General features: G+C 72.4%; 15 protein-coding genes and 1 riboswitch. Of the genes, 7 read left to right on the top strand and 8 right to left on the bottom strand.

Translation table 11 applies throughout. The features are described from left to right. Positions 1-88: 88 nt before the first annotated feature. Positions 89-427: a DUF952 domain-containing protein gene (locus tag ACN263_RS09060; protein ID WP_422739360.1), complete on the top strand. Its 339-nt coding sequence runs from the start codon at positions 89-91 to the stop codon at positions 425-427. 79 nt (positions 428-506) lie between these two features. On the opposite strand, the gene ACN263_RS09055 is transcribed toward ACN263_RS09060, so the two are convergent. The 3 genes from ACN263_RS09055 to ACN263_RS09045 all read right to left on the bottom strand — a co-directional run bounded on the left by ACN263_RS09055 (position 507) and on the right by ACN263_RS09045 (position 5,381). After that, positions 507-2,264, bottom strand: coding sequence for a CDP-glycerol glycerophosphotransferase family protein (locus tag ACN263_RS09055; protein ID WP_422739359.1), 1,758 nt, complete (start codon positions 2,262-2,264; stop codon positions 507-509). A gap of 269 nt (positions 2,265-2,533) precedes the next feature. Next, a complete protein-coding gene (locus tag ACN263_RS09050; protein WP_422739358.1) occupies positions 2,534-4,645 on the bottom strand; it encodes a DUF6077 domain-containing protein in 2,112 nt (703 codons plus the stop codon). Between the two features lie 136 nt (positions 4,646-4,781). After that, positions 4,782-5,381, bottom strand: a complete 600-nt coding sequence (locus ACN263_RS09045; protein WP_422740643.1) for a TetR/AcrR family transcriptional regulator — start codon at positions 5,379-5,381, stop codon at positions 4,782-4,784. 217 nt (positions 5,382-5,598) lie between these two features. Between ACN263_RS09045 and ACN263_RS09040 the strand changes: the two genes are divergently transcribed. The 4 genes from ACN263_RS09040 to ACN263_RS09025 all read left to right on the top strand — a co-directional run bounded on the left by ACN263_RS09040 (position 5,599) and on the right by ACN263_RS09025 (position 10,676). Next, a complete protein-coding gene (locus ACN263_RS09040; protein ID WP_422739357.1) occupies positions 5,599-6,495 on the top strand; it encodes an ABC transporter permease in 897 nt (298 codons plus the stop codon). Between the two features lie 4 nt (positions 6,496-6,499). Next, a complete protein-coding gene (locus tag ACN263_RS09035; protein WP_422740642.1) occupies positions 6,500-7,309 on the top strand; it encodes an ABC transporter ATP-binding protein in 810 nt (269 codons plus the stop codon). A gap of 145 nt (positions 7,310-7,454) precedes the next feature. Then, positions 7,455-8,963, top strand: coding sequence for a D-ribitol-5-phosphate cytidylyltransferase (locus ACN263_RS09030; RefSeq protein WP_422739356.1), 1,509 nt, complete (start codon positions 7,455-7,457; stop codon positions 8,961-8,963). Positions 8,964-9,005: 42 nt separating this feature from the next. Continuing rightward, a complete protein-coding gene (locus ACN263_RS09025) occupies positions 9,006-10,676 on the top strand; it encodes a CDP-glycerol glycerophosphotransferase family protein (protein ID WP_422739355.1) in 1,671 nt (556 codons plus the stop codon). A 4-nt stretch (positions 10,677-10,680) separates the two neighbouring features. Here the strand turns inward: ACN263_RS09025 and ACN263_RS09020 are convergent, their stop codons facing one another. The 3 genes from ACN263_RS09020 to ACN263_RS09010 form a co-directional block, all read right to left on the bottom strand. Next, positions 10,681-11,427, bottom strand: a complete 747-nt coding sequence (locus ACN263_RS09020) for an alpha/beta fold hydrolase (protein ID WP_422739354.1) — start codon at positions 11,425-11,427, stop codon at positions 10,681-10,683. A gap of 125 nt (positions 11,428-11,552) precedes the next feature. Next, positions 11,553-12,401 (bottom strand): C39 family peptidase, encoded by an 849-nt coding sequence (locus ACN263_RS09015; RefSeq protein ID WP_422739353.1) that lies wholly within the window; start codon positions 12,399-12,401, stop codon positions 11,553-11,555. Between the two features lie 231 nt (positions 12,402-12,632). After that, a riboswitch (cyclic di-AMP (ydaO/yuaA leader) is annotated at positions 12,633-12,773 on the bottom strand. Between the two features lie 285 nt (positions 12,774-13,058). Further along, entirely contained in the window at positions 13,059-13,829 is a 771-nt protein-coding gene (locus ACN263_RS09010; protein ID WP_422739352.1) for a hypothetical protein, read from the bottom strand. Positions 13,830-13,891: 62 nt separating this feature from the next. On the opposite strand from ACN263_RS09010, the gene ACN263_RS09005 reads away from it, so the two are divergent. After that, a complete protein-coding gene (locus tag ACN263_RS09005; RefSeq protein ID WP_422739351.1) occupies positions 13,892-14,026 on the top strand; it encodes a hypothetical protein in 135 nt (44 codons plus the stop codon). Between the two features lie 4 nt (positions 14,027-14,030). On the opposite strand, the gene ACN263_RS09000 is transcribed toward ACN263_RS09005, so the two are convergent. Beyond that, positions 14,031-14,660, bottom strand: coding sequence for a hypothetical protein (locus tag ACN263_RS09000; protein ID WP_422739350.1), 630 nt, complete (start codon positions 14,658-14,660; stop codon positions 14,031-14,033). 184 nt (positions 14,661-14,844) lie between these two features. Then, positions 14,845-16,044: an acyltransferase family protein gene (locus ACN263_RS08995; RefSeq protein ID WP_422739349.1), complete on the bottom strand. Its 1,200-nt coding sequence runs from the start codon at positions 16,042-16,044 to the stop codon at positions 14,845-14,847. 247 nt (positions 16,045-16,291) lie between these two features. On the opposite strand from ACN263_RS08995, the gene ACN263_RS08990 reads away from it, so the two are divergent. Then, on the top strand, positions 16,292-17,455 hold the full coding sequence (locus ACN263_RS08990; RefSeq protein ID WP_422739348.1) for a glycosyltransferase family 2 protein: 1,164 nt from the start codon (positions 16,292-16,294) through the stop codon (positions 17,453-17,455). The last annotated feature ends 32 nt before the right edge of the window (positions 17,456-17,487 follow it).

The raw sequence follows: 17,487 nt of genomic DNA, 5'->3' as shown, positions 1-17,487 counted from the left end.
CCTTTCCGGCCGGTCCACCTGAGCATGCCGGGCGGCGACCGGCGTCGGCGGCGGTACGGCCGAAACGCGGGCGACGTAGTCTGCGGAGGTGATCTACAAGCTGTTGCCGACCGTGGAGTGGGACGACGCCCAGGACGCCGGGGTCGTCGCCGGCTCGGCCGTGGACCGCCAGGACGGTTTCATCCACCTTTCCGCCGCCGACCAGGTGGTGGAGACGGCCCGCCGGCACTTCTCCGGCGCGACCGGCCTCACCCTGCTGGGCGTGGACGCCGACCGCCTCGGTGACGCCCTGCGCTGGGAGCCGTCGCGTGGCGGGCAACTCTTTCCCCACCTGTACGGGCCGCTGCCGCTGAGCGCGGTGGTGACGGCACGGGCGTTGCCGGCGGACACCCCGGTCGCCGACGCGGTCGCCGCCCTGCTCGACTGAACCACACCGCCTCGCCGCTGACACGACCGCGCCCGGTCCGACGGGTGTCGGGCCGGGCGCGGGACGTGCTGCGTGAAGGTCAGCGGCAGAGCCGGGTGATCTCCTCGGCGAACCGGTCCATCGGGTTGGCCTCCGCCGGACCCAGCAGGTAGGTCTTCAGGTCGCGGCGCGCCTCGGTCATCGGGTCGTCGCCGGCCCGGGTCACCGCCACGATCTTCTCCAGCTCACCGCAGTCGGCGGAGAGCAGGTACGCGGCCCGCGCGGTCGGGTACTCCCGGCGGAACTCGTCCTCCGGCAGGCCGGCCGGGTTGGCCACCACGTACGGGCGCTGACTCTGCACGAAGTCCGAGACCACACTGGACACGTCGCTGATCAGCAGGTCGGTCTGGTTGAAGCAGTCGAACAGCGCGGGCGTACGGCCGGTCACCACCAGGTGCGCGGTGCCGTCCAGGGACGCCGCGTTGGGGTTGCCGCCGGCGGCCCGGATCGCCTCCACGATCCGGTCGTGCACGGCCCGGGCCGCCTTCGACCGGGACCCGGTGAGCGGGTGCGGCTTGTAGACCAGACGCACCCGGGGGTTGCTCGCCAGCAGGCCCTTGACGATCCGCTCACCCATCAGCACCAGCGACGTGTGGTACGGGTCGTCGTCGAGCCAGCCCTCCCAGGTGGGCGCGTAGAGCACGGTGAACGGACGGTCCACCGACTCGGCCCCGAAGGTGTGCACACCGGCCAACTGCGGCCGGCCGATCTCCACGATGTCCGCGTCGAGCACGCCCACCCCGGCGCGGGCGTACCGCTCCCGACCGGCCAGACCCGCGACCCAGACCTCGTCGTACACCTTGCTGTAGGGGTTGACGCTGGCCTGCTTGTCGCTGTCGCCGTGCCCCACGAAGACGTGCTTCATGCCGGGCTCGCGCAGCATGTGGATGTTCGCGCCGACGTTCGCGGCGTAGAGGGCCGCGCGGACGCTGCCGAGTTCGAGGTTCATGAAGTCCACCCCGGCCGGTACGCAGAGCACCGGCAGCCGGGTGTCGGCCAGTTCGGCGAACGCCTCCCGGCTGCGCATCAGCACCACCGCGCGCTGGTTCAGCGCCTCGGTCGGGGCGAGCCACATGTTGGCCTGGTAGACGTCCTTGGCCGGGCCGGCGAAGTAGAGCGCCACCTCGGGCTGGTACGTGTCGAGCCAGCGCTGCACGGCCGGCAGCAGCGGACCCTGGCCGGAGCCCCGACCACGCAGCCAGGTGAGGGCGATGATCGCGCCCACCACCCCGGTCGCCGCCACCGTGACCGCGGCGGCGACGAAGTACGGCGTCGTCTCGTGCCGCACCGCCGCGACCACTGCGGCCGGAATCAGCAGCAGGTTGAGCAGGGGCATCCGCTCCCCCGCGACCGCCGCCGCCCAGGCCGGCGGGCGCGGGGCCGAACGCAGCGGGCCCAGCTCGATGTTGCGCACCAGCGCGGACTGCGGGTTACGACGGTCGATCATGGTGGAGAGCGCGCCCGCGAAGACCGAGACGACCCACACCGCGGCCGGCAGGATCAGCAGCAGGCTCAGCTCGACGCCGTCGAGCGCGACCTGGGCGGCGACCAGCAGCACCGCCGACAGGTCCCGGGTCAACTGCCGGTACGCCCAGGTCAGGCCGACCTTCTCCAGCAGCACCTGGGACGGCGGGGACCAGCGGGCGACGGCGAATTCGCCGATCACCGCCGCCAGTGCGGCGACGGCGAACAGGCCGACCCAACCGAAGACGCCTGCGACGAGCATGACCAGGTAGGCCAGCACCAGCAGCGCGCTGCGGGCGGCCACTCCGATGCGTCCTGTCAACGTGCCGAACAACGAGTTCGCTCCCTACGATTTCCGTGGTGGACGCATGCCCGCGGTGCGTCGGTGACACTCCCCGTCGCGCATGACCTACCGCGCACCCGCAGCGGCAGGCCACGGATCCGGTGATCCAGACCCCGTGCGGCGGGCGGTGGTGATGACTGCGACCTTAACGCGAAGACGCCCAGCGGTGTCGCTCGGGTATCGGGCGCACATATCGGTCACCACGCCGACCGGTCGGCGCCGCACCGTTGCGGCACCGACCGATCTCTGGGACGACTTGTTCAGCCGAGCCGCCGGAAACAGGTCATCGCTCCGGGCTTGCGGCGCTTCGCGAACTCCTGGTAGCCGAGCTGCGGTGCCAGGTCGCGGGCGTACTGGTTCCCGTTGTAGACGCAGATGGTGCCCACGTCCAGCCGGTCCAGCGCCGGCGCCAACTCGGCCGGCGTCGCGGTGGTGGCGCCGTCGGCGAAGCCGGCGAGCAACAGCCGGTCCTTGGCGAACTGGGAGTTGAGGTCGTACTCGACGAGGTAGAAGTCACGCGGTAGGACGACCCGGACCTGGCTGGTGACGACCAGGGAGGTCCGCATGATGGTCTTCGGGGCCAGCAGCAGGCCCGGCGGTCGATCCAACCCCTTGATCCAGAAAGCGATCGACTGGCGCTGCTGCGGCAGCTTCCAGGTGGGCCGCTCGTGCACGTCGACCCAGCTCTTGGCGGACCACATCGGAGTGGCGAAGAGCGCGAACGAGGCGACCAGCAGCACCGCGATCCCTCCGGACGCCGCGCGGCGCAGCAGCGGCGTGGGGGCCGGCACGCGAACCGTGCAGAGCAGACCGATCAGGGTCGGCAGGGCGAGCAGCCACGGCACCCGCCACAACACGACCGAGATGCCGCTGAGCGCGCTCAACGTCTCCAGCACGCCGGGGACGAACAGCACACTCAGCGCCAGGGTCGCACCGGCGGTGAGCAGCGCGGGCGTACGTCGACGGGCCAGCAGCGGGCCACACCAGAGCGCCAGACCGGAGATCACACCGACCACACCGAACAGCAGGGTCCGCTTGTAGGTGTACGCCGCGTCGAAGAAGGCGTCGTCCGCGCCGTCGGCGGCCAGCCCGCCGAGCAGGAGGCGGGACACCACGAGGGAGCCGATCGGGTACGTGAGGGCGGCCACCGCCGCCACCACGGCGGGCTTCCAGCGTCCGACCAGCAGCATGGCGAAGCCGGCCGCGCCGACCAGCATCGGCAGGATGATCGCGGCGGTGGTGGTGAGGCCGATGGCGGTGATCGAGAGCGCCACGATGAGCAGCAGGCTCCGCCGGGTACGCCGGTCGAACCACTCGGTCAGGTAGAGCCACATCAGCGGGATGACCGCCGAGACGAACATGCCCTTGCCCTCGTAGAGCCGGGGCAGGTGGAACGTGCCCAGCGCGGCGTCCCCGCCGGCGACCAGGTACAGGTACGCGACGGCGACCGAGAAGGCGAGCACCGGCCGCCGGGGCGCCCAACGCTGGGTCAGCCGCCAGAGGGCGAGCACCGCCAGCACGGCCATGATCGGCAGCATCACGTACCAGGTGGCCGAGGCGCCGTGGATCCCGAGCACGTTGCCGAGCGCGCCATCGAACACCTCGATCGAGGGGATCGGGGGTTGCGAACCCATCGCCGGCAGGACGTTCTCGGAGAACAGGAAGTCGTTCAGCGGAATGAGGTCCCGCTCGGCGATCCAGACCGACTTCCCGACGTAGTAGACGTCGTCCGGGGTGTTCCGGGCGAGGAAGAACGAGGAGATCCCGACCAGCACCGAGATGACCAGCGCGTACGCCGACTGCCCCGCGGTGGGCAGTGGCGCGATCGAGGTGGGCGTCGGGCCGTTCAGCCAGACCCGACGCAGCAGCAGGATCCCACCGGCCGCCGCGAGCAGGCCCGCCACCGCCGGGATCCACCAGGAGAGCCCGGCACCGGTACCGACGACTCCGGCGCTGACCGCGGCCACCACGGCGGCGACGAGCACGCCGGTCAGCAGCCGCCGGTCCAGGGGAGGCGGCGTCCCGGTCGACTCGGCCGGCTCGGCCGCCCCACTCTCCTCCCGCAGGGCAGCCCGACGTCGGCGACCGCGCAGGATCGCCACCACGGCGAGCAGCACGCAGGCGACCAGCCAGATCCGGAAGGTCACCGACGGGCGCAGGTCCGCCAGGAAGGCCGCGTGGTAGAGGACGGTGAAGAGCGCGAACGCGACCACGGCGCCGTCGGTGATCAGCGTCGGGGCGGCGGCCACCAGCGCGCGCACCCGGGCGGCGGGACTACGGTCGGGGCCCTGACTCGCCCGGGACACCGGCTCGGGGCGCGGCGTCGGGTCCGGGTCAGTGGGCGCGACGGCGATGCTGTCGACGTTGGCCACGGGCGTCCTTCTCGTCAGGCGGATCTGGGGGCGAAAGGTGGATGTCGGCTCGGTGACGGCCGGGTGTCAAGGGGGCAGCCTAGCGGAGGCGATCGGCCCGCCAGGTCCCCGTCGTGGGGGGGTGTCGCGGGCCCGGTCAGCCGGACACCGGCGTCGCCCGGGGCAGCGGCACCACGCCGGTCGCGCCGAGTCCGGCGGCCACGGATTCGACCAGGTTGTCCAGGTAGCTGTCGGTGAGCGGCTGCCGGGCGATGGCGAGCCGCCAGTAGAGCGGGCCGACGATCAGGTCGACGGCGGCGTCCGGATCGGTGTCGGCGGGCAGCTCGCCGCGCTGCACGGCACGGGTGACCAGGCGACCGCCGATCTCCTGCTGGCGGGTGCGCAGCACCTGCCGCAGGGTCTCGTCGATGGCCGGGTTCCGGGCCGCCTCGGCCAGCAGGTCGGGGATGATCTGCGACGCCAGTGGGTGGCGCAGCGCGTGCGCCACGGCCTGGAACAGCAGCGCGAGGTCGCCGCGCAGGGTGCCGGTGTCCAGCACCGGCAGCTTGCCGTGCGCGGCGGCGGCGACGATCTCCACCACCAGGTCGAGCTTCGAGCTCCACCGGCGGTAGACCGCCGTCTTGCTGACGCCGGCCCGGCGGGCCACCGCCTCGATGGAGAGCCGGCCGTAGCCGACCGCGGCCAACTCCTGCATGAGGGCGCGCCGGATGGCCGTGGTGATCTCGTCGCGCAGCACCGCCGCGCCGGCCGGTGCGCGTCTCTTCTCGGTCGTCACCGAGGACTCTTCTCGCAGGTCACGCCCGCTACAGTAGCGCAACGACGGTACGGTTGCGTCCCGACGTGTTTCGGACTACTGTCCACGCAGCGACGAGGCGGCGTCCCGCGCACGACTCCCACTAGGATTCCATCGTCGCGAGCAACCCGTCTGCACGAAAGATCGGAGTGCCATTTCCATGGCCACCACCGCGCTGGTCGACCCTGACACGGGCCTGACCCAGGCGCAGCTGGCCGCTCGGCACGGGCTACGGGTCGCCGGTGAGCGACCCACCCTCGTCGAGTACAGCCGCCGACTCTGGGCCTACCGGCACTTCATCGCCGCGTACGCCAACGCCAAGCTGGTCGCGTCCTACAGCAACGCCAAGCTGGGCCAGCTCTGGCAGGTGCTCACCCCGCTGACCAACGCCGCGGTCTACTACCTGATCTTCGGGGTGGTGCTGGGGCAGAACGACCGGATCCCGAACTTCATCGGCTACCTGACCACCGGGTTGTTCATCTTCAACTTCACCCAGAGCGCGGTCCTGGCCGGCACCCAGTCGATCAGCAGCAACCTGGGGCTGATCCGGGCGCTGCACTTCCCCCGGGCCAGCCTGCCGCTGTCCACCACGGTGACCCAGTTCCAGCAGCTCCTGGCGTCGATGGTGGTGCTGATCGGCATCGTGCTGGTCACCGGCGAGTCGATCACCTGGAAGTGGCTGATGCTGGTGCCGGCCCTGCTGCTGCAGGCGGTCTTCAACGCCGGCGTGGTGCTGGCGGTCGCCCGGCTGGGTTCCAAGGCCAGCGACCTCAAGCAGGTCATGCCGTTCCTCATGCGTACCTGGATGTACGGCTCCGGCGTGCTCTACAGCGTCAGCCTCTTCGAGCGGCTGCCCGGCTGGGCGGCGACGCTGGTCCAGTACAACCCGCTGCTGGTCTACATCGAGCTGGCGCGCTACGCGCTGATGGACGAGCCGCCGATGCTCAACGAGTCGCTGACCCAGCTCTGGCTGGTCGCCGCCGGTTGGGCGCTGGTGGCCGGCATCGGCGGCTACATCTACTTCTGGCGCGGCGAACAGGAGTACGGCCGTGGTTGATTCCCTGCCGGCCGCCGACGAGGCGACCGTCTCCCTGCCGGTGCTGACGCCCGAGCGGATCCCCACCGTGGTGGTGGACGACGCGCACATCATCTACCGGGTCCACCAGGGCGCCACCGGTGGCACCACGCCGGTGGCGGCGCTGCGCCGGCTGGTCAAGCGCACCAACGCGCCGAACGTCCGGGAGGTGCACGCCGTCAAGGGCGTCTCGTTCACCGCGTACCGGGGCGAGGCGATCGGGCTGATCGGCAGCAACGGCTCGGGCAAGTCCACCATCCTGCGGGCCATCGCCGGTCTGCTGCCGGTCAACCGGGGCGCGATCCACACCCAGGGGCAGCCGTCGCTGCTCGGGGTGAACGCCGCGCTGCTCAACGACCTCTCCGGTGAGCGCAACGTGGTGCTGGGCTGCCTGGCCATGGGCATGCACCCCGACGAGGTCGCCAAGCAGGCCGCGGGGATCATCGACTTCTCCGGGATCAACGAGCGGGGTGACTTCGCCAGCCTGCCGATGCGCACCTACTCGTCGGGCATGGCGGCCCGGCTGCGGTTCTCCATCGCCGCCGCCAAGAAGCACGACGTGCTGCTCATCGACGAGGCGCTCGCCACCGGCGACAAGGGCTTCCGCAAGCGCAGCGAGCAGCGCGTCCGTGAGCTGCGCGAGGGCGCCGGCACGGTGTTCCTGGTCAGCCACCAGCTCTCCTCCGTACGCGACACCTGCGAACGGACGATCTGGCTGGAATCGGGCCTCATCCGGATGGACGGCCCCACCGACGAGGTCATCCGCGCGTACGAGGCCTACGCGAACAGCAAGTAGAGTGCCGGCCAACCCCCGGCATCGACACGGCAACCAGGACCGCGTCGCCCGCGTTGGGGCGGCGCGGTCCGCGCGTTAAGGTTCATTCCGTCGCCGCTCGGGCGGAACCTTCCGTTAACGCAACCCTGAGAGTGAGGATCCGGCAATGACGCAGGACCAGACCACTGGCCCGGACGCCGCAACGGAGACCCCCGCACCGTGGCGGCCCTCGCGGACAGTGGCCGTGGTGCTGGCCGGCGGCACCGGGACCCGGCTGGGCCTCGGCATCCCCAAGCAGCTCCTCAAGATCGCCGGTAAGCCGATCATCGAGCACACCCTCGCGGTCTTCGAGGCCGCTCCGGAGATCGACGAGATCATCGTGCTGATGGCGAGCGGTCACGTCGACGAGGCCCGGCAGATCGTCGAGAAGGCCGGCCTGCGCAAGGTCACCAAGGTGATCGAGGGCGGCGACACCCGCAACGCGACCACCCGGATCGCGCTCGACGCCGTCGGCCCGGCCGACTGCAACATCCTCTTCCACGACGCCGTCCGCCCGCTGCTCAGCGGCCGGATCGTCCGCGAGTGCGTGAACGCGCTCTGGACCTACTCCGCCGTCGACGTCGCCATCCCCTCCGCCGACACGATCGTCCAGGTGGACGAGAACGACTGCATCACCGACATCCCGGTGCGCTCCCGGCTGCGCCGGGGACAGACCCCGCAGGCGTTCCGCTCCCCCACCATCCGCGAGGCGTACCGGATCGCCGAGGACGACCCCGACTTCGCCGCCACCGACGACTGCGGCGTGGTGCTGCGGTACCTGCCGGGCACCCCGATCAAGGTGATCGACGGCTCGGACGAGAACATCAAGGTCACCCACCCGGTCGACGTGCACCTGGCGGACAAGCTCTTCCAGCTCGCGGCGGCGCAGGCGCCCCGGCTGACCGACCACCGCAGCTACACCGAGGAGCTGACCGGCCGGACGATCGTGGTGTTCGGCGGCAGCTACGGGATCGGCCACGAGCTGACCGAGCTGGCGCGGCGCTACGGCGCGCAGGTCTTCCCGTTCAGCCGCTCGACCACCGGCACCCACGTCGAGCGCGCCGAGGACGTCGAGGCCGCGCTGACGACCGCCTTCGAGGCCACCGGCCGGATCGACCACGTGGTGGTCACCGCCGGGATCCTGGAGCGGGGCGCCCTCGCCGAGATGGACGAGGAGACGATGGACCGGGTGTTGCAGGTCAACTTCGTCGGTCCGGTGACCATCGCCCGGCAGGCCCTTCCGTACCTGCAGCAGACCAAGGGTCAGCTCCTGCTCTACACCTCCAGCTCGTACACCCGGGGTCGGGCCCGTTACGCCCTCTACTCGTCCACCAAGGCCGCCCTGGTCAACCTGACCCAGGCGCTCGCCGACGAGTGGGCCGACGTCGGCGTACGGGTCAACTGCATCAACCCGGAGCGGACGGCCACCCCCATGCGTACCCGGGCCTTCGGCGAGGAGCCGGAGAACACCCTGCTGGCGGCGGAGGCCGTCGCCCAGTCCTCGCTCGACGTGCTGATCTCCGACCTGACCGGTCAGGTCATCGACGTACGCCGGACGCCCGGTGACGGCCCGTCCGTGCCGGCCCAGGCCGGTCCGGACCGGTCCGAGACGCCGGCCGCGGCGTCCGCGAACTGACGCCGGCGGCACCGCGACACCGAGGGCGGCGAACGGAGCGACATGCGTGGTGACCTGGTTCGCAAGCTGGCCGCCCGGTGCCTGAGCACCGGGCTCGCCGTACTGGCCTTCGTGGTGCTGGCCCTCACCGGCGGCACCGGGTGGGGCCTCGCGCTGGCCGTCGCCGCGCTGCTGGCGGCGGCCGCCGAGCAGCGGATCCGACCGGGCGCCGACCTGGTGGCCGAGACCACGCTGATCGCCGCGGCGGTCCTGGTCGGTTACTCACGGCGGCTCGACGACGGGTTCGATCCGGCGCTGGCCGCCACGGCGCTGGTCCTGCTGGGGCTGGTGCTGCTGGTGGGGCCGCTGCGCACCGCGGGCAACCTGGAGATCCGGGCGGCCAACCTGCCGGTACGCGCCTGGACCCCGCTGATCGCCGACCGCCTCGGCGTCGCCCTGCTCGGGCTGCTCGCCGTGGTCGCGGTCGCCGCCGCGCTGACCCTGCCGGCCGTGGTGGCGCTCGCCGCCAGCCTGCTGCTGGCCGCCGGCGCCGGGGCGGTCGCACTGGACCTGGCCAAGCGGCGGTTCCGTCCGGCCGCCGGCGGTGGGCAGGTCGCCCGCGCGCTACGCCGGCACCAGCCGGAGTTCCTGCTCTACTTCTCCGCGCCGCCCGGCTCCGAGTACCAGGTCACCATGTGGCTGCCGTACCTGGAACGGATCGGCCGGCCCTTCCTGGTGCTGGTCCGTGAGCCGGAGTTCCTCGCGCCGCTCGCCGCGGCCACCGACGCGCCGGTGGTCTACTGCCCCACCCTGCGCGCGATGGACGAGGCACTGGTGCCGAGCCTGCGGGTGGCCTTCTACGTCAACCACGGGGCGAAGAACAGCCACTGCATCCGGTTCACCCAGCTCACCCACGTCCAACTGCACCACGGCGACAGCGACAAGGCACCCAGCGCCAACCCGGTCTCGGGAATCTTCGACCGGATCTTCGTGGCCGGACCGGCGGCGATCGACAGGTACGCCCGCGCCGGCGTACGGATCCCGGCGGAGAAGTTCGTCGTGGTGGGCCGTCCCCAGGTCGAGTCGATCGAGGTACGCCAGGAGCCGGCGCGGGGCCTCGCGCACCCCACGGTGCTCTACACCCCGACCTGGACCGGGCACCACGCCGACGCCGACTACTGCTCGCTGCCGGTGGCCGAGGAGTTGCTGCGGCGGCTGCTGGAGCGCGGCGCGACGGTGATCCTTCGGGCGCACCCGTACACGACGCAGAACCCCGCGTCGGCGCGCCAGTTGGGCCGGCTCACCGAACTGCTGGCCGCCGACCGCGCCCGCACCGGCCGGCAGCACGTGTTCGGCGCGGCGGCCCGTGAGCTGAGCCTGACCGAGTGCGTCAACCGCTCGGACGCGCTGGTCTCCGACGTCTCCGGGGTGATCTCCGACTACCTCTACTCCGGCAAGCCGTACGCCGTCACCGACATGGGCGGCGAGGGCGACCTGTTCACCGAACGCTTCCCGCTGGCCGGTTCGGGCTACGTGCTGCGGCGCGACATGTCCAACGTGGACGCCGTGCTCACCGCCCTGCTGGACACCGACCCGCTGGCCGACGCCCGCTGGGTCACCCGCCGTCGTTACCTGGGGGACTTCCCCGCCGAGTCGTACGCCGAGGGGTTCCTCACCGCCGCCCGCCAGGAGCTGGCGTCGGCGCGGGAGGTACCCGCGCCCGCGCCCGCCTAGCCGATCAGCGGTACGGCTCCAGCAGCTCCAGCACGGCCGCCGGGTCCTCCAGGTGCGCGTTGTGCCCGAGGCCGGGCAGCGTGGCGACCGGTACGCCGTACTCCTTGAGCTGCGCGTCGGTGACCATCGGGTCGTGCTCCCCGCGGGCCAGCACCACCGGCACGTCGGTCGCCGCGAGCAGCGCGGCCAGGTCGGGCGCACCCACGGCGAACGCGGCGGTGTCCATCGCGAGCCGCCACCGGCCGTCGACCTGACGCAGACCGGCGTCGACCATCGGGTGGTCCGGGAGGACCAGACCGGTGAGGCCGGCGACCCGCAGGTACCGACGGGCGGCCTCGGTGCGGCTGGTGAACCAGCCCACCGGCCGGGCGGCGAGGTCCGCCGCGCGGGCCAGCTCGGCCGGTGACCAGACGGCCTTGATGCCCAGCCCCACCACCGCGTCCACCGGCAGCCCGGAGGCGCGGGCCGCCAGCGCCAGGCCGACCACACCACCGAGCGAGTGTCCGAGCACGACGAGGCGGTCGTCGGAGGTCAGGCCCTGCGCGACCCGCTGGGCGAAACCCTCGAAGGAGTACGACGCCAACGGCGCCGACCAGCCGTGACCGGCCAGATCGGGCGCCAGCCACCGGCCGGGCCAGTGCTGCTCCAGCAGAGGTGCCCAGGGCAGCCACACGTCACCCGTCGCCCCCATGCCGTGCAGCAGCAACAGGATCGGCTCACGGCCGGCTTGACCACCCGATTCATCCACCACGGCCGCAGTCTCCCACGGTTCCCGGCCCGGTACGAGAGCCGTTCAGCGGCGTGGTCCGCACAACGTCACGGGCGCCGCCCCTCGTGGGGACGGCGCCCGTGGCGTCGTGGGTGTCCGCGCCTCGATCAGGCGGAGTAACCCCGGGTGGCGATCCAGTTCGCCAGGTCGATAGTGGTGATCCAGTAGGCCGGGTCGGCGGCGTTCGCCGAGTCGGCGATCCGCACGATCCGGCCGTTGTCCTTGTAGCCGACGACGGCGATGTAGTGCCCGCCGCCGTAGGAGTGCCAACCGCCGTTGGTGTCGGTGGCGTCGCCGACGACGTTGGCCACCACGCCGCGACCGTCGGTGATGGCCTTGACGACGTCGGCCTGCAGGCGGTCGATCTGGGCCGAGCTGGGGGTACCCGCGAACATCCGGGTGCGGTACGGGGAGCCCTTCACCTCGGCGTTGAGCACCCGGGTGGTGTCCTCGGCCGAGTTGGTGCCCATCTCGGTGGTGCCCAGCTCCGCGCCGAGTTCCTCCTGGGTGCGGTCGATGCCGCTGGCGCTGAGCGCGTTGCGGGTGGCCGCCGGGCCGCAGTTGTAGTAGGTGTTCTGCGCCTCGTAGTCGTAGTCCAGGACCTTCGTCGCGGGCGGCTTGGGCGGCGTCGGCTTCCGGGTCAGGTCCGGGTTGCTCGTGGCCTTCGCGACGGGGGACGCGGCGCTGGTGGCCGGGGCGGCGGTGCTCGGTGCGGCGCTCGCCGACGGGGGCGCGGACCGGAGTTCGCCACGGGAGGCGACGGTGTCGCTGCGCATCTCGGCGACCGTGGTCGGGGTGCGCGAGCCGGCCGGGGCGTCGTCGGCACCGGCGACCAGGGCGCCGGTGGTAGAGGCGATGACCAGGGCCGCGGCGGAGGCGGCGACGATCTGGTACGGGCGCTCGGTCGCCAGGCGACGGAGCTGGCGCTTCAGGGTGTGCTTCACGAGGTCCTCCACGGTTCACAGGGAGAGCGGCACACCGGGGCTCGACCGGTATCCGGGCAGGCGTCAGCGCACGGGCCGTGGCCCGCGGATGATGAACCGCTCAGGGGAACGCCCGGCGTGACCGGGCGGGAAGTGCGGTGACCGGGGGTCAGCTCACCGTCACGAGGCGGGTGAGCGGAGACACCGCTACGCCGTGGAGGCGGAGGAACAAAGAGGGGGGCGAGGGATGCTGCACGAGGATGGAACTCCTTCCGTCACCGCCTACCGGGTTAGCTGACGGATTCGGGCGGGAAGATCGCCCTACCGCGGGCCGTGGCTCGCGGATTCACCCCGGACTTACTGTGGGTCCCCGGTTCGTTGTTCACGATTGAGCGGGTCGGCGCGGCGTCGCCTGTTGCGATCGGTTACCGCACCGGACGGGACGACACTACTGGTCGGTCCGCACTCTGCCAAGCCGCTCTCACCTGCGTAAACATCATTTGGCACCGCAATTTCTGCGCGTTTGGCCGCTGACGTGACTCGATGGGACAACCGGTTCCGCCGGCACCTGCGGGCGACAACCGGACACGGCGCCGAGAACGCCGCCGCAATCGCGAGAACAATGGCCGCCGATGATGCCGGTCGCCCGATTTTCGCCGCCGGTGACCCGCCTCACATAACGGATCGGGCTCAACCGGCGCGGACCGGACGCCAGCGTGCAGCCACGGCCGTAGGCGACACCCGGGTCACCGTACGGCGCGAGGGCACCGCGACCGGCCGTGACCGCACCGCCGCCGCGTACGCCTCCTGGGCGAGGGCGCGTGCCGACGAGGCGGCCACCTCCGCGTCCCGCCAGGCCGTCCGCTCGCGCTCGGCGGCCGTCCGGTGCTCGGCCAGCCTCGCGTCCCGGATCGCCCGGATGAGCAGCACCTCCTGCTCGACCGGGTGCCGGCGCGGATCCCAGCCGCGCCGGTGCCCGAACACGTCACCGAGCTGCGCCATGGTCAACTCCCCGCGCCAGTACGCAGCCATCGCGGCCCGGTGCAGGTAACGCTCCCGGGCCGCGTACTCGGCGGGGGTGTGCGGGGTACGCGGTGTCGGCAGCGCGCCGGCGGTGGCGACCCGGCGGGCCGCGCTGTCCGCCTCGTCGTACGCCGTCCAGGCCCGCTGAGCGTCGTCCTGAGCGACCAGCCAGTCAGCGCGCCGCCGCCGGGCGGTCCGCGCCGCCCGGGCCGAGGCCACGGCCACCTCCTCGGCGTACCGGCGCAGGTCGGCGATCTCCGCGGCGGCCGTCTCGCGGGCGGTGGGCGTCGGCGGCGTGGGATCGGCCGGGAGCGAGTCCCGCTCCGGGCGGGCCACCAGGACGGCGAGGACCGTCAGCGCCAGCAGGAACAGGGCCGACCAGATGGCGGCGGCCCGGGGCACCCCGGTCAGGAACTGGTAGAAGACGACGGTTTCCATGGTCGGCTCCTCGGCATGAGCACGTCAGCGATGGGATGCCGCACGGCGAAGGTGCGGGCGATGTGTCGTCAGATGCGGTGACGGGGGCGCTCGGCCTGGCGACGCCGCCCGTGGTGGACCTGGCGGTCGGTGTGGACTCGGCGCTTGCCGTACGACTCGGCGCTCCCGCCGGATGGCGCGCCGACCCCGGCGGGTGACCCGCTAGGCCGGCGGCGCTCGGGGCGTCCGGCCGGCCGAGCCGGCGGCTCGCAGAAAGCGTTCCGCGCCCGTGCCCACCGAGGTCACCGCGGTCGGGGGGCCGGGCAGGAGACCCGGAGCACCGAGCAGCGCGGGTTGCGGGTCGACGGGCCGCGCCGGCAGCACGCCCGCGGCGGCCTCGGCGACGCTCACTCGAGTGACCGGGTCTGCGGCGGCCCGCCGGGCGGCGTGCTCTGTGCCGGCCCGCTGCGTGGTGGCCTGGTCGGCGCTGGTCCGCTGCGACGCGGCCCGGTCTGCGCTCACCCGCTGCAAGGCGGCCCGGTCTGTGCTCGTCCGCTGCGAGGCCGCCCGGTCGCCGCTCGCCCGCTGCGAGGCCGCCCGGTCGGCGCTCGCCCGCTGCGCCGCAGCTCGGTCGGCGAGGGCTCGGCCGGCGGTGACCGTGGCGCTGACGGCGGTCGTCCGGTCCGCGCGGGCGGACGACTGCACGGTGGACGGCGACACGGCAGCGGCCGGAGCCGGCAACAGCGCCGGGGCCGCGCCGAGAGCGAGCGACAGGACGGCGAGGCTGGTCAGCACCCGGGTCGCCCAGCGCGCCACCCACCACAGGGGACAGGTGAGCGCGACCGGGAGCACCACCTCACGCTACCGTCGCAACCGCCCGTACGCATCGGCGACGGGCGTGTCGACCCGCGCCGCGCCGACCCCGTCCGACCAGGGTGGACAGGGTGACGGGAGCCAGCGCTGGTGGGTGCCACCGCGCCCGGTCATGATCGTGCCCGATCGTTGATGTGGTGGCCCCGACCGGCCGACGACACCACTACAACCGGGATCGAGCGCGATCCTGCGCGGGCGCGCGGCCGGTGTCACCCGGCACGTCGGCGTCCCCATCGCCGACCGCCGGAGTGCGCTGCCGGGGGACGAGCGGCGGCCGGGCCGGGCGGCGGGGCGCGAGCCGGCGCATCAGCGGGGTCTCGACCCAGCGGTGCAGCAACCCGGCGAGCACCAGGTTGACGAGCAGGAATCCGAGCACCACCGCCGGACCCCGCCAGCCCCGGAACCCGGTCCCCCAGTCACCGCTGAGCCGGAGCACACTGGTCATCACCAGGACGTGTACCAGGTAGAAGGCGAACGAGACCTCGCCGAGCCAGACCAGCGGACGGGAGCGCCACGGCGAGCGCCGGTCCCGCACGTCGGCGTCGGCGGCGGCGGTGATCACCAACAGGTACGCGACGGCGAGCAGGGTGGTCCACAACTCGGCACGGATCCACTGCGCGGCGGCCACCCAGGTGGCCACGAAGATCGCGGTGGCGACGGGCAGTCCCGGGCCGCGCCAACGGCCCCGGAGCATCAGCTCGGCCGCCACCGCCCCCAGCCAGAACTCCAGGGACCGCACCGGCGGGAAGATCTGGGTGAACCACCAGCGGCTCACCTCCGGCACCAGTTGCTGGGCCGGCCAGAGCGCGAGGATCAGCAGCGGCAACGCGACGACGAGCGTCCAGAGGACGGCGGGCCGGGCCCGGCGCAGCAACGGCAGCGCCAGCGGGAGGCAGAGGTAGAAGAAGAACTCGCAGGACAGTGACCAGCTCACCGTGTTGACGCTGTAGAACCAGCCCAGCCTGGGGTCCCAGGCCTGCAACAGCAGCAGGTTCTCCAAAGCGACGGCCGGCAGGACGGGATCGGCGAACCACCAGGCGACCAGCAGCGCGGCGGCCCACAGCACCACATGGTTCGGGTAGATCTTCGCGACCCGCCGACGCCAGAAGGTCAGCCGCGAGTCGCCCGGGCGGGCCGACCAGACCAGCACGAAGCCGCTGAGAATGAAGAAGAACTGCACGCCGGACAGGCCGAGGGTGAACAGGGCGTCGATCACGGCCTTGTAGTCCGGCTCGGCGATGATCCGCATCGTCCCGGCGTGGAACCCGAAGACCAGCAGCGCGGCGATCCACCGCAGCCCGGTCAGCGACGGCAGCCGGGCGGGGGCGGGCGGCGCGGCCGGCGCGTCGGCGGTGCTCGTCATGCCGGGGTCCCGACGCTCCGCAGGGTCACCAGCACGTACGCCTCCTCCTCGGCCCGTGGCGTCGGACGGCGCGACGACGACGCCCGCGACGGCCCGGCAGGACCGCACCGAGGCACCCTACCGGGTCACTCCCGGGTGAACCGGGCGGCCGTTGTTAACCTTCCGCTTCGCGGGTGTTCAGGACTTCCACCATCCGCGGTCACATGTGGTTCCGGGGCTGGCCATCCGGGTCGTCGAAGGTGGCGACGTGGTCAATGAGCCGACGCACGCGCCGCTGCTGAGCATCGTCGTGCCCGTCTACGGCGTCGAGGCTTACCTGTACCAGTGCCTCGAGTCGATCCGGGCGGACATCCCGGTGGGCGAGTCGGAGGCGGTCGAACTGATCGCCGTGAACGACGCCTCCCCGGACGGCTGCGGCGCGATGCTGCGGTCCTACGCCACCGGACGCGACGGCGTCCGCGTCGTACACCTGGAAGAGAACGTGGGTCTGGGCCTGGCCCGCAACGCGGGCCTCGACGTGGCCACCGGCCGGTACGTCTGGTTCGTCGACAGCGACGACTGGCTGCCGCCGGGCACCATCGCGGCGGTGCTGGACCGGCTGCGTGAACACCAGCCCGACGTGCTGATGCTGGACCACCTGCGGGTGCACGAGGACGGCCGGCGGGAGGTCGACGCGAGCAGCCACCTGCTGCGCGGGGTGCCGGGCGTGGCCCGCCTCGCCGACCAGCCCCAACTGCTGCGGGTGCAGCACACGGCGTGGAACAAGGTGGTACGACGCGCCTTCCTTGACGAGTTGGAACTGCGCTTCTTCCCCGGCTGGTACGAGGACATCCCGTTCAGCCACCCGCTGCTGATCGGCGCGGAGAAGATCTCGGTGCTGGATCGGGTCTGCTACCTGTACCGGCAGGGCCGCCAGGGCGCGATCACCTCGACCCGCAGCGGCCGGCACTTCGACGCGTTCGGTCAGTACGAGCGGTTGATGGACTGGGTGGCCCGCCGGCACCCGGACGAGGGCCTGCGTGCCGAGCTGTTCCAGTTGATGATCAGCCACTACCTGGTGGTGGTCGGCAACGACGACCGGCTGCACCCGCACCTGCGGCGTGCCTTCTTCCACCGGGTCGCCGAGCACTACCGCCGATACCTGCCCCCAGGGGGCTATCCGATGCCGGCGGGCGTCACCGGGCTCAAGCACCGCCTGGTGGGGCGCGGTGACTGGCTGGCGTACTCGGCGCTACGGCAGGCGCACCGGGTCACCGGCCGGTGGCGTCGCCCGGTCCCGGCCGGTGGCGGCGACCCGTCGACGGCCGACGACCCTTCCCGAACGGTGGGGTCGGCGAGCGGGCCGGACGGCGGGCACACCGCGCGCACGTCGGACCGGTCGGACGCGTTGGCCGGTGGCCGCCGGTCGTGAACCGTCCGGCGGGTGCCGAGGTTTTTCAGGTC

The organism is Micromonospora sp. WMMD729 (genome assembly GCF_049315225.1).
Taxonomy (GTDB): Bacteria; Actinomycetota; Actinomycetes; order Mycobacteriales; family Micromonosporaceae; genus Micromonospora.
This window is presented reverse-complemented; position numbering and strand designations above follow the sequence as displayed.

Excerpts from the sequence above, each read along its gene's own strand:
- ACN263_RS09040 (WP_422739357.1), top strand. The coding sequence starts at position 5,599 with ATGGCCACCACCGCGCTGGTCGACCCTGACACGGGCCTGACCCAGGCG.
- ACN263_RS09030 (WP_422739356.1), top strand. The coding sequence starts at position 7,455 with ATGACGCAGGACCAGACCACTGGCCCGGACGCCGCAACGGAGACCCCC.
- ACN263_RS09025 (WP_422739355.1), top strand. The coding sequence starts at position 9,006 with ATGCGTGGTGACCTGGTTCGCAAGCTGGCCGCCCGGTGCCTGAGCACC.
- ACN263_RS09010 (WP_422739352.1), bottom strand. The coding sequence starts at position 13,829 with ATGGAAACCGTCGTCTTCTACCAGTTCCTGACCGGGGTGCCCCGGGCC.
- ACN263_RS08995 (WP_422739349.1), bottom strand. The coding sequence starts at position 16,044 with ATGACGAGCACCGCCGACGCGCCGGCCGCGCCGCCCGCCCCCGCCCGG.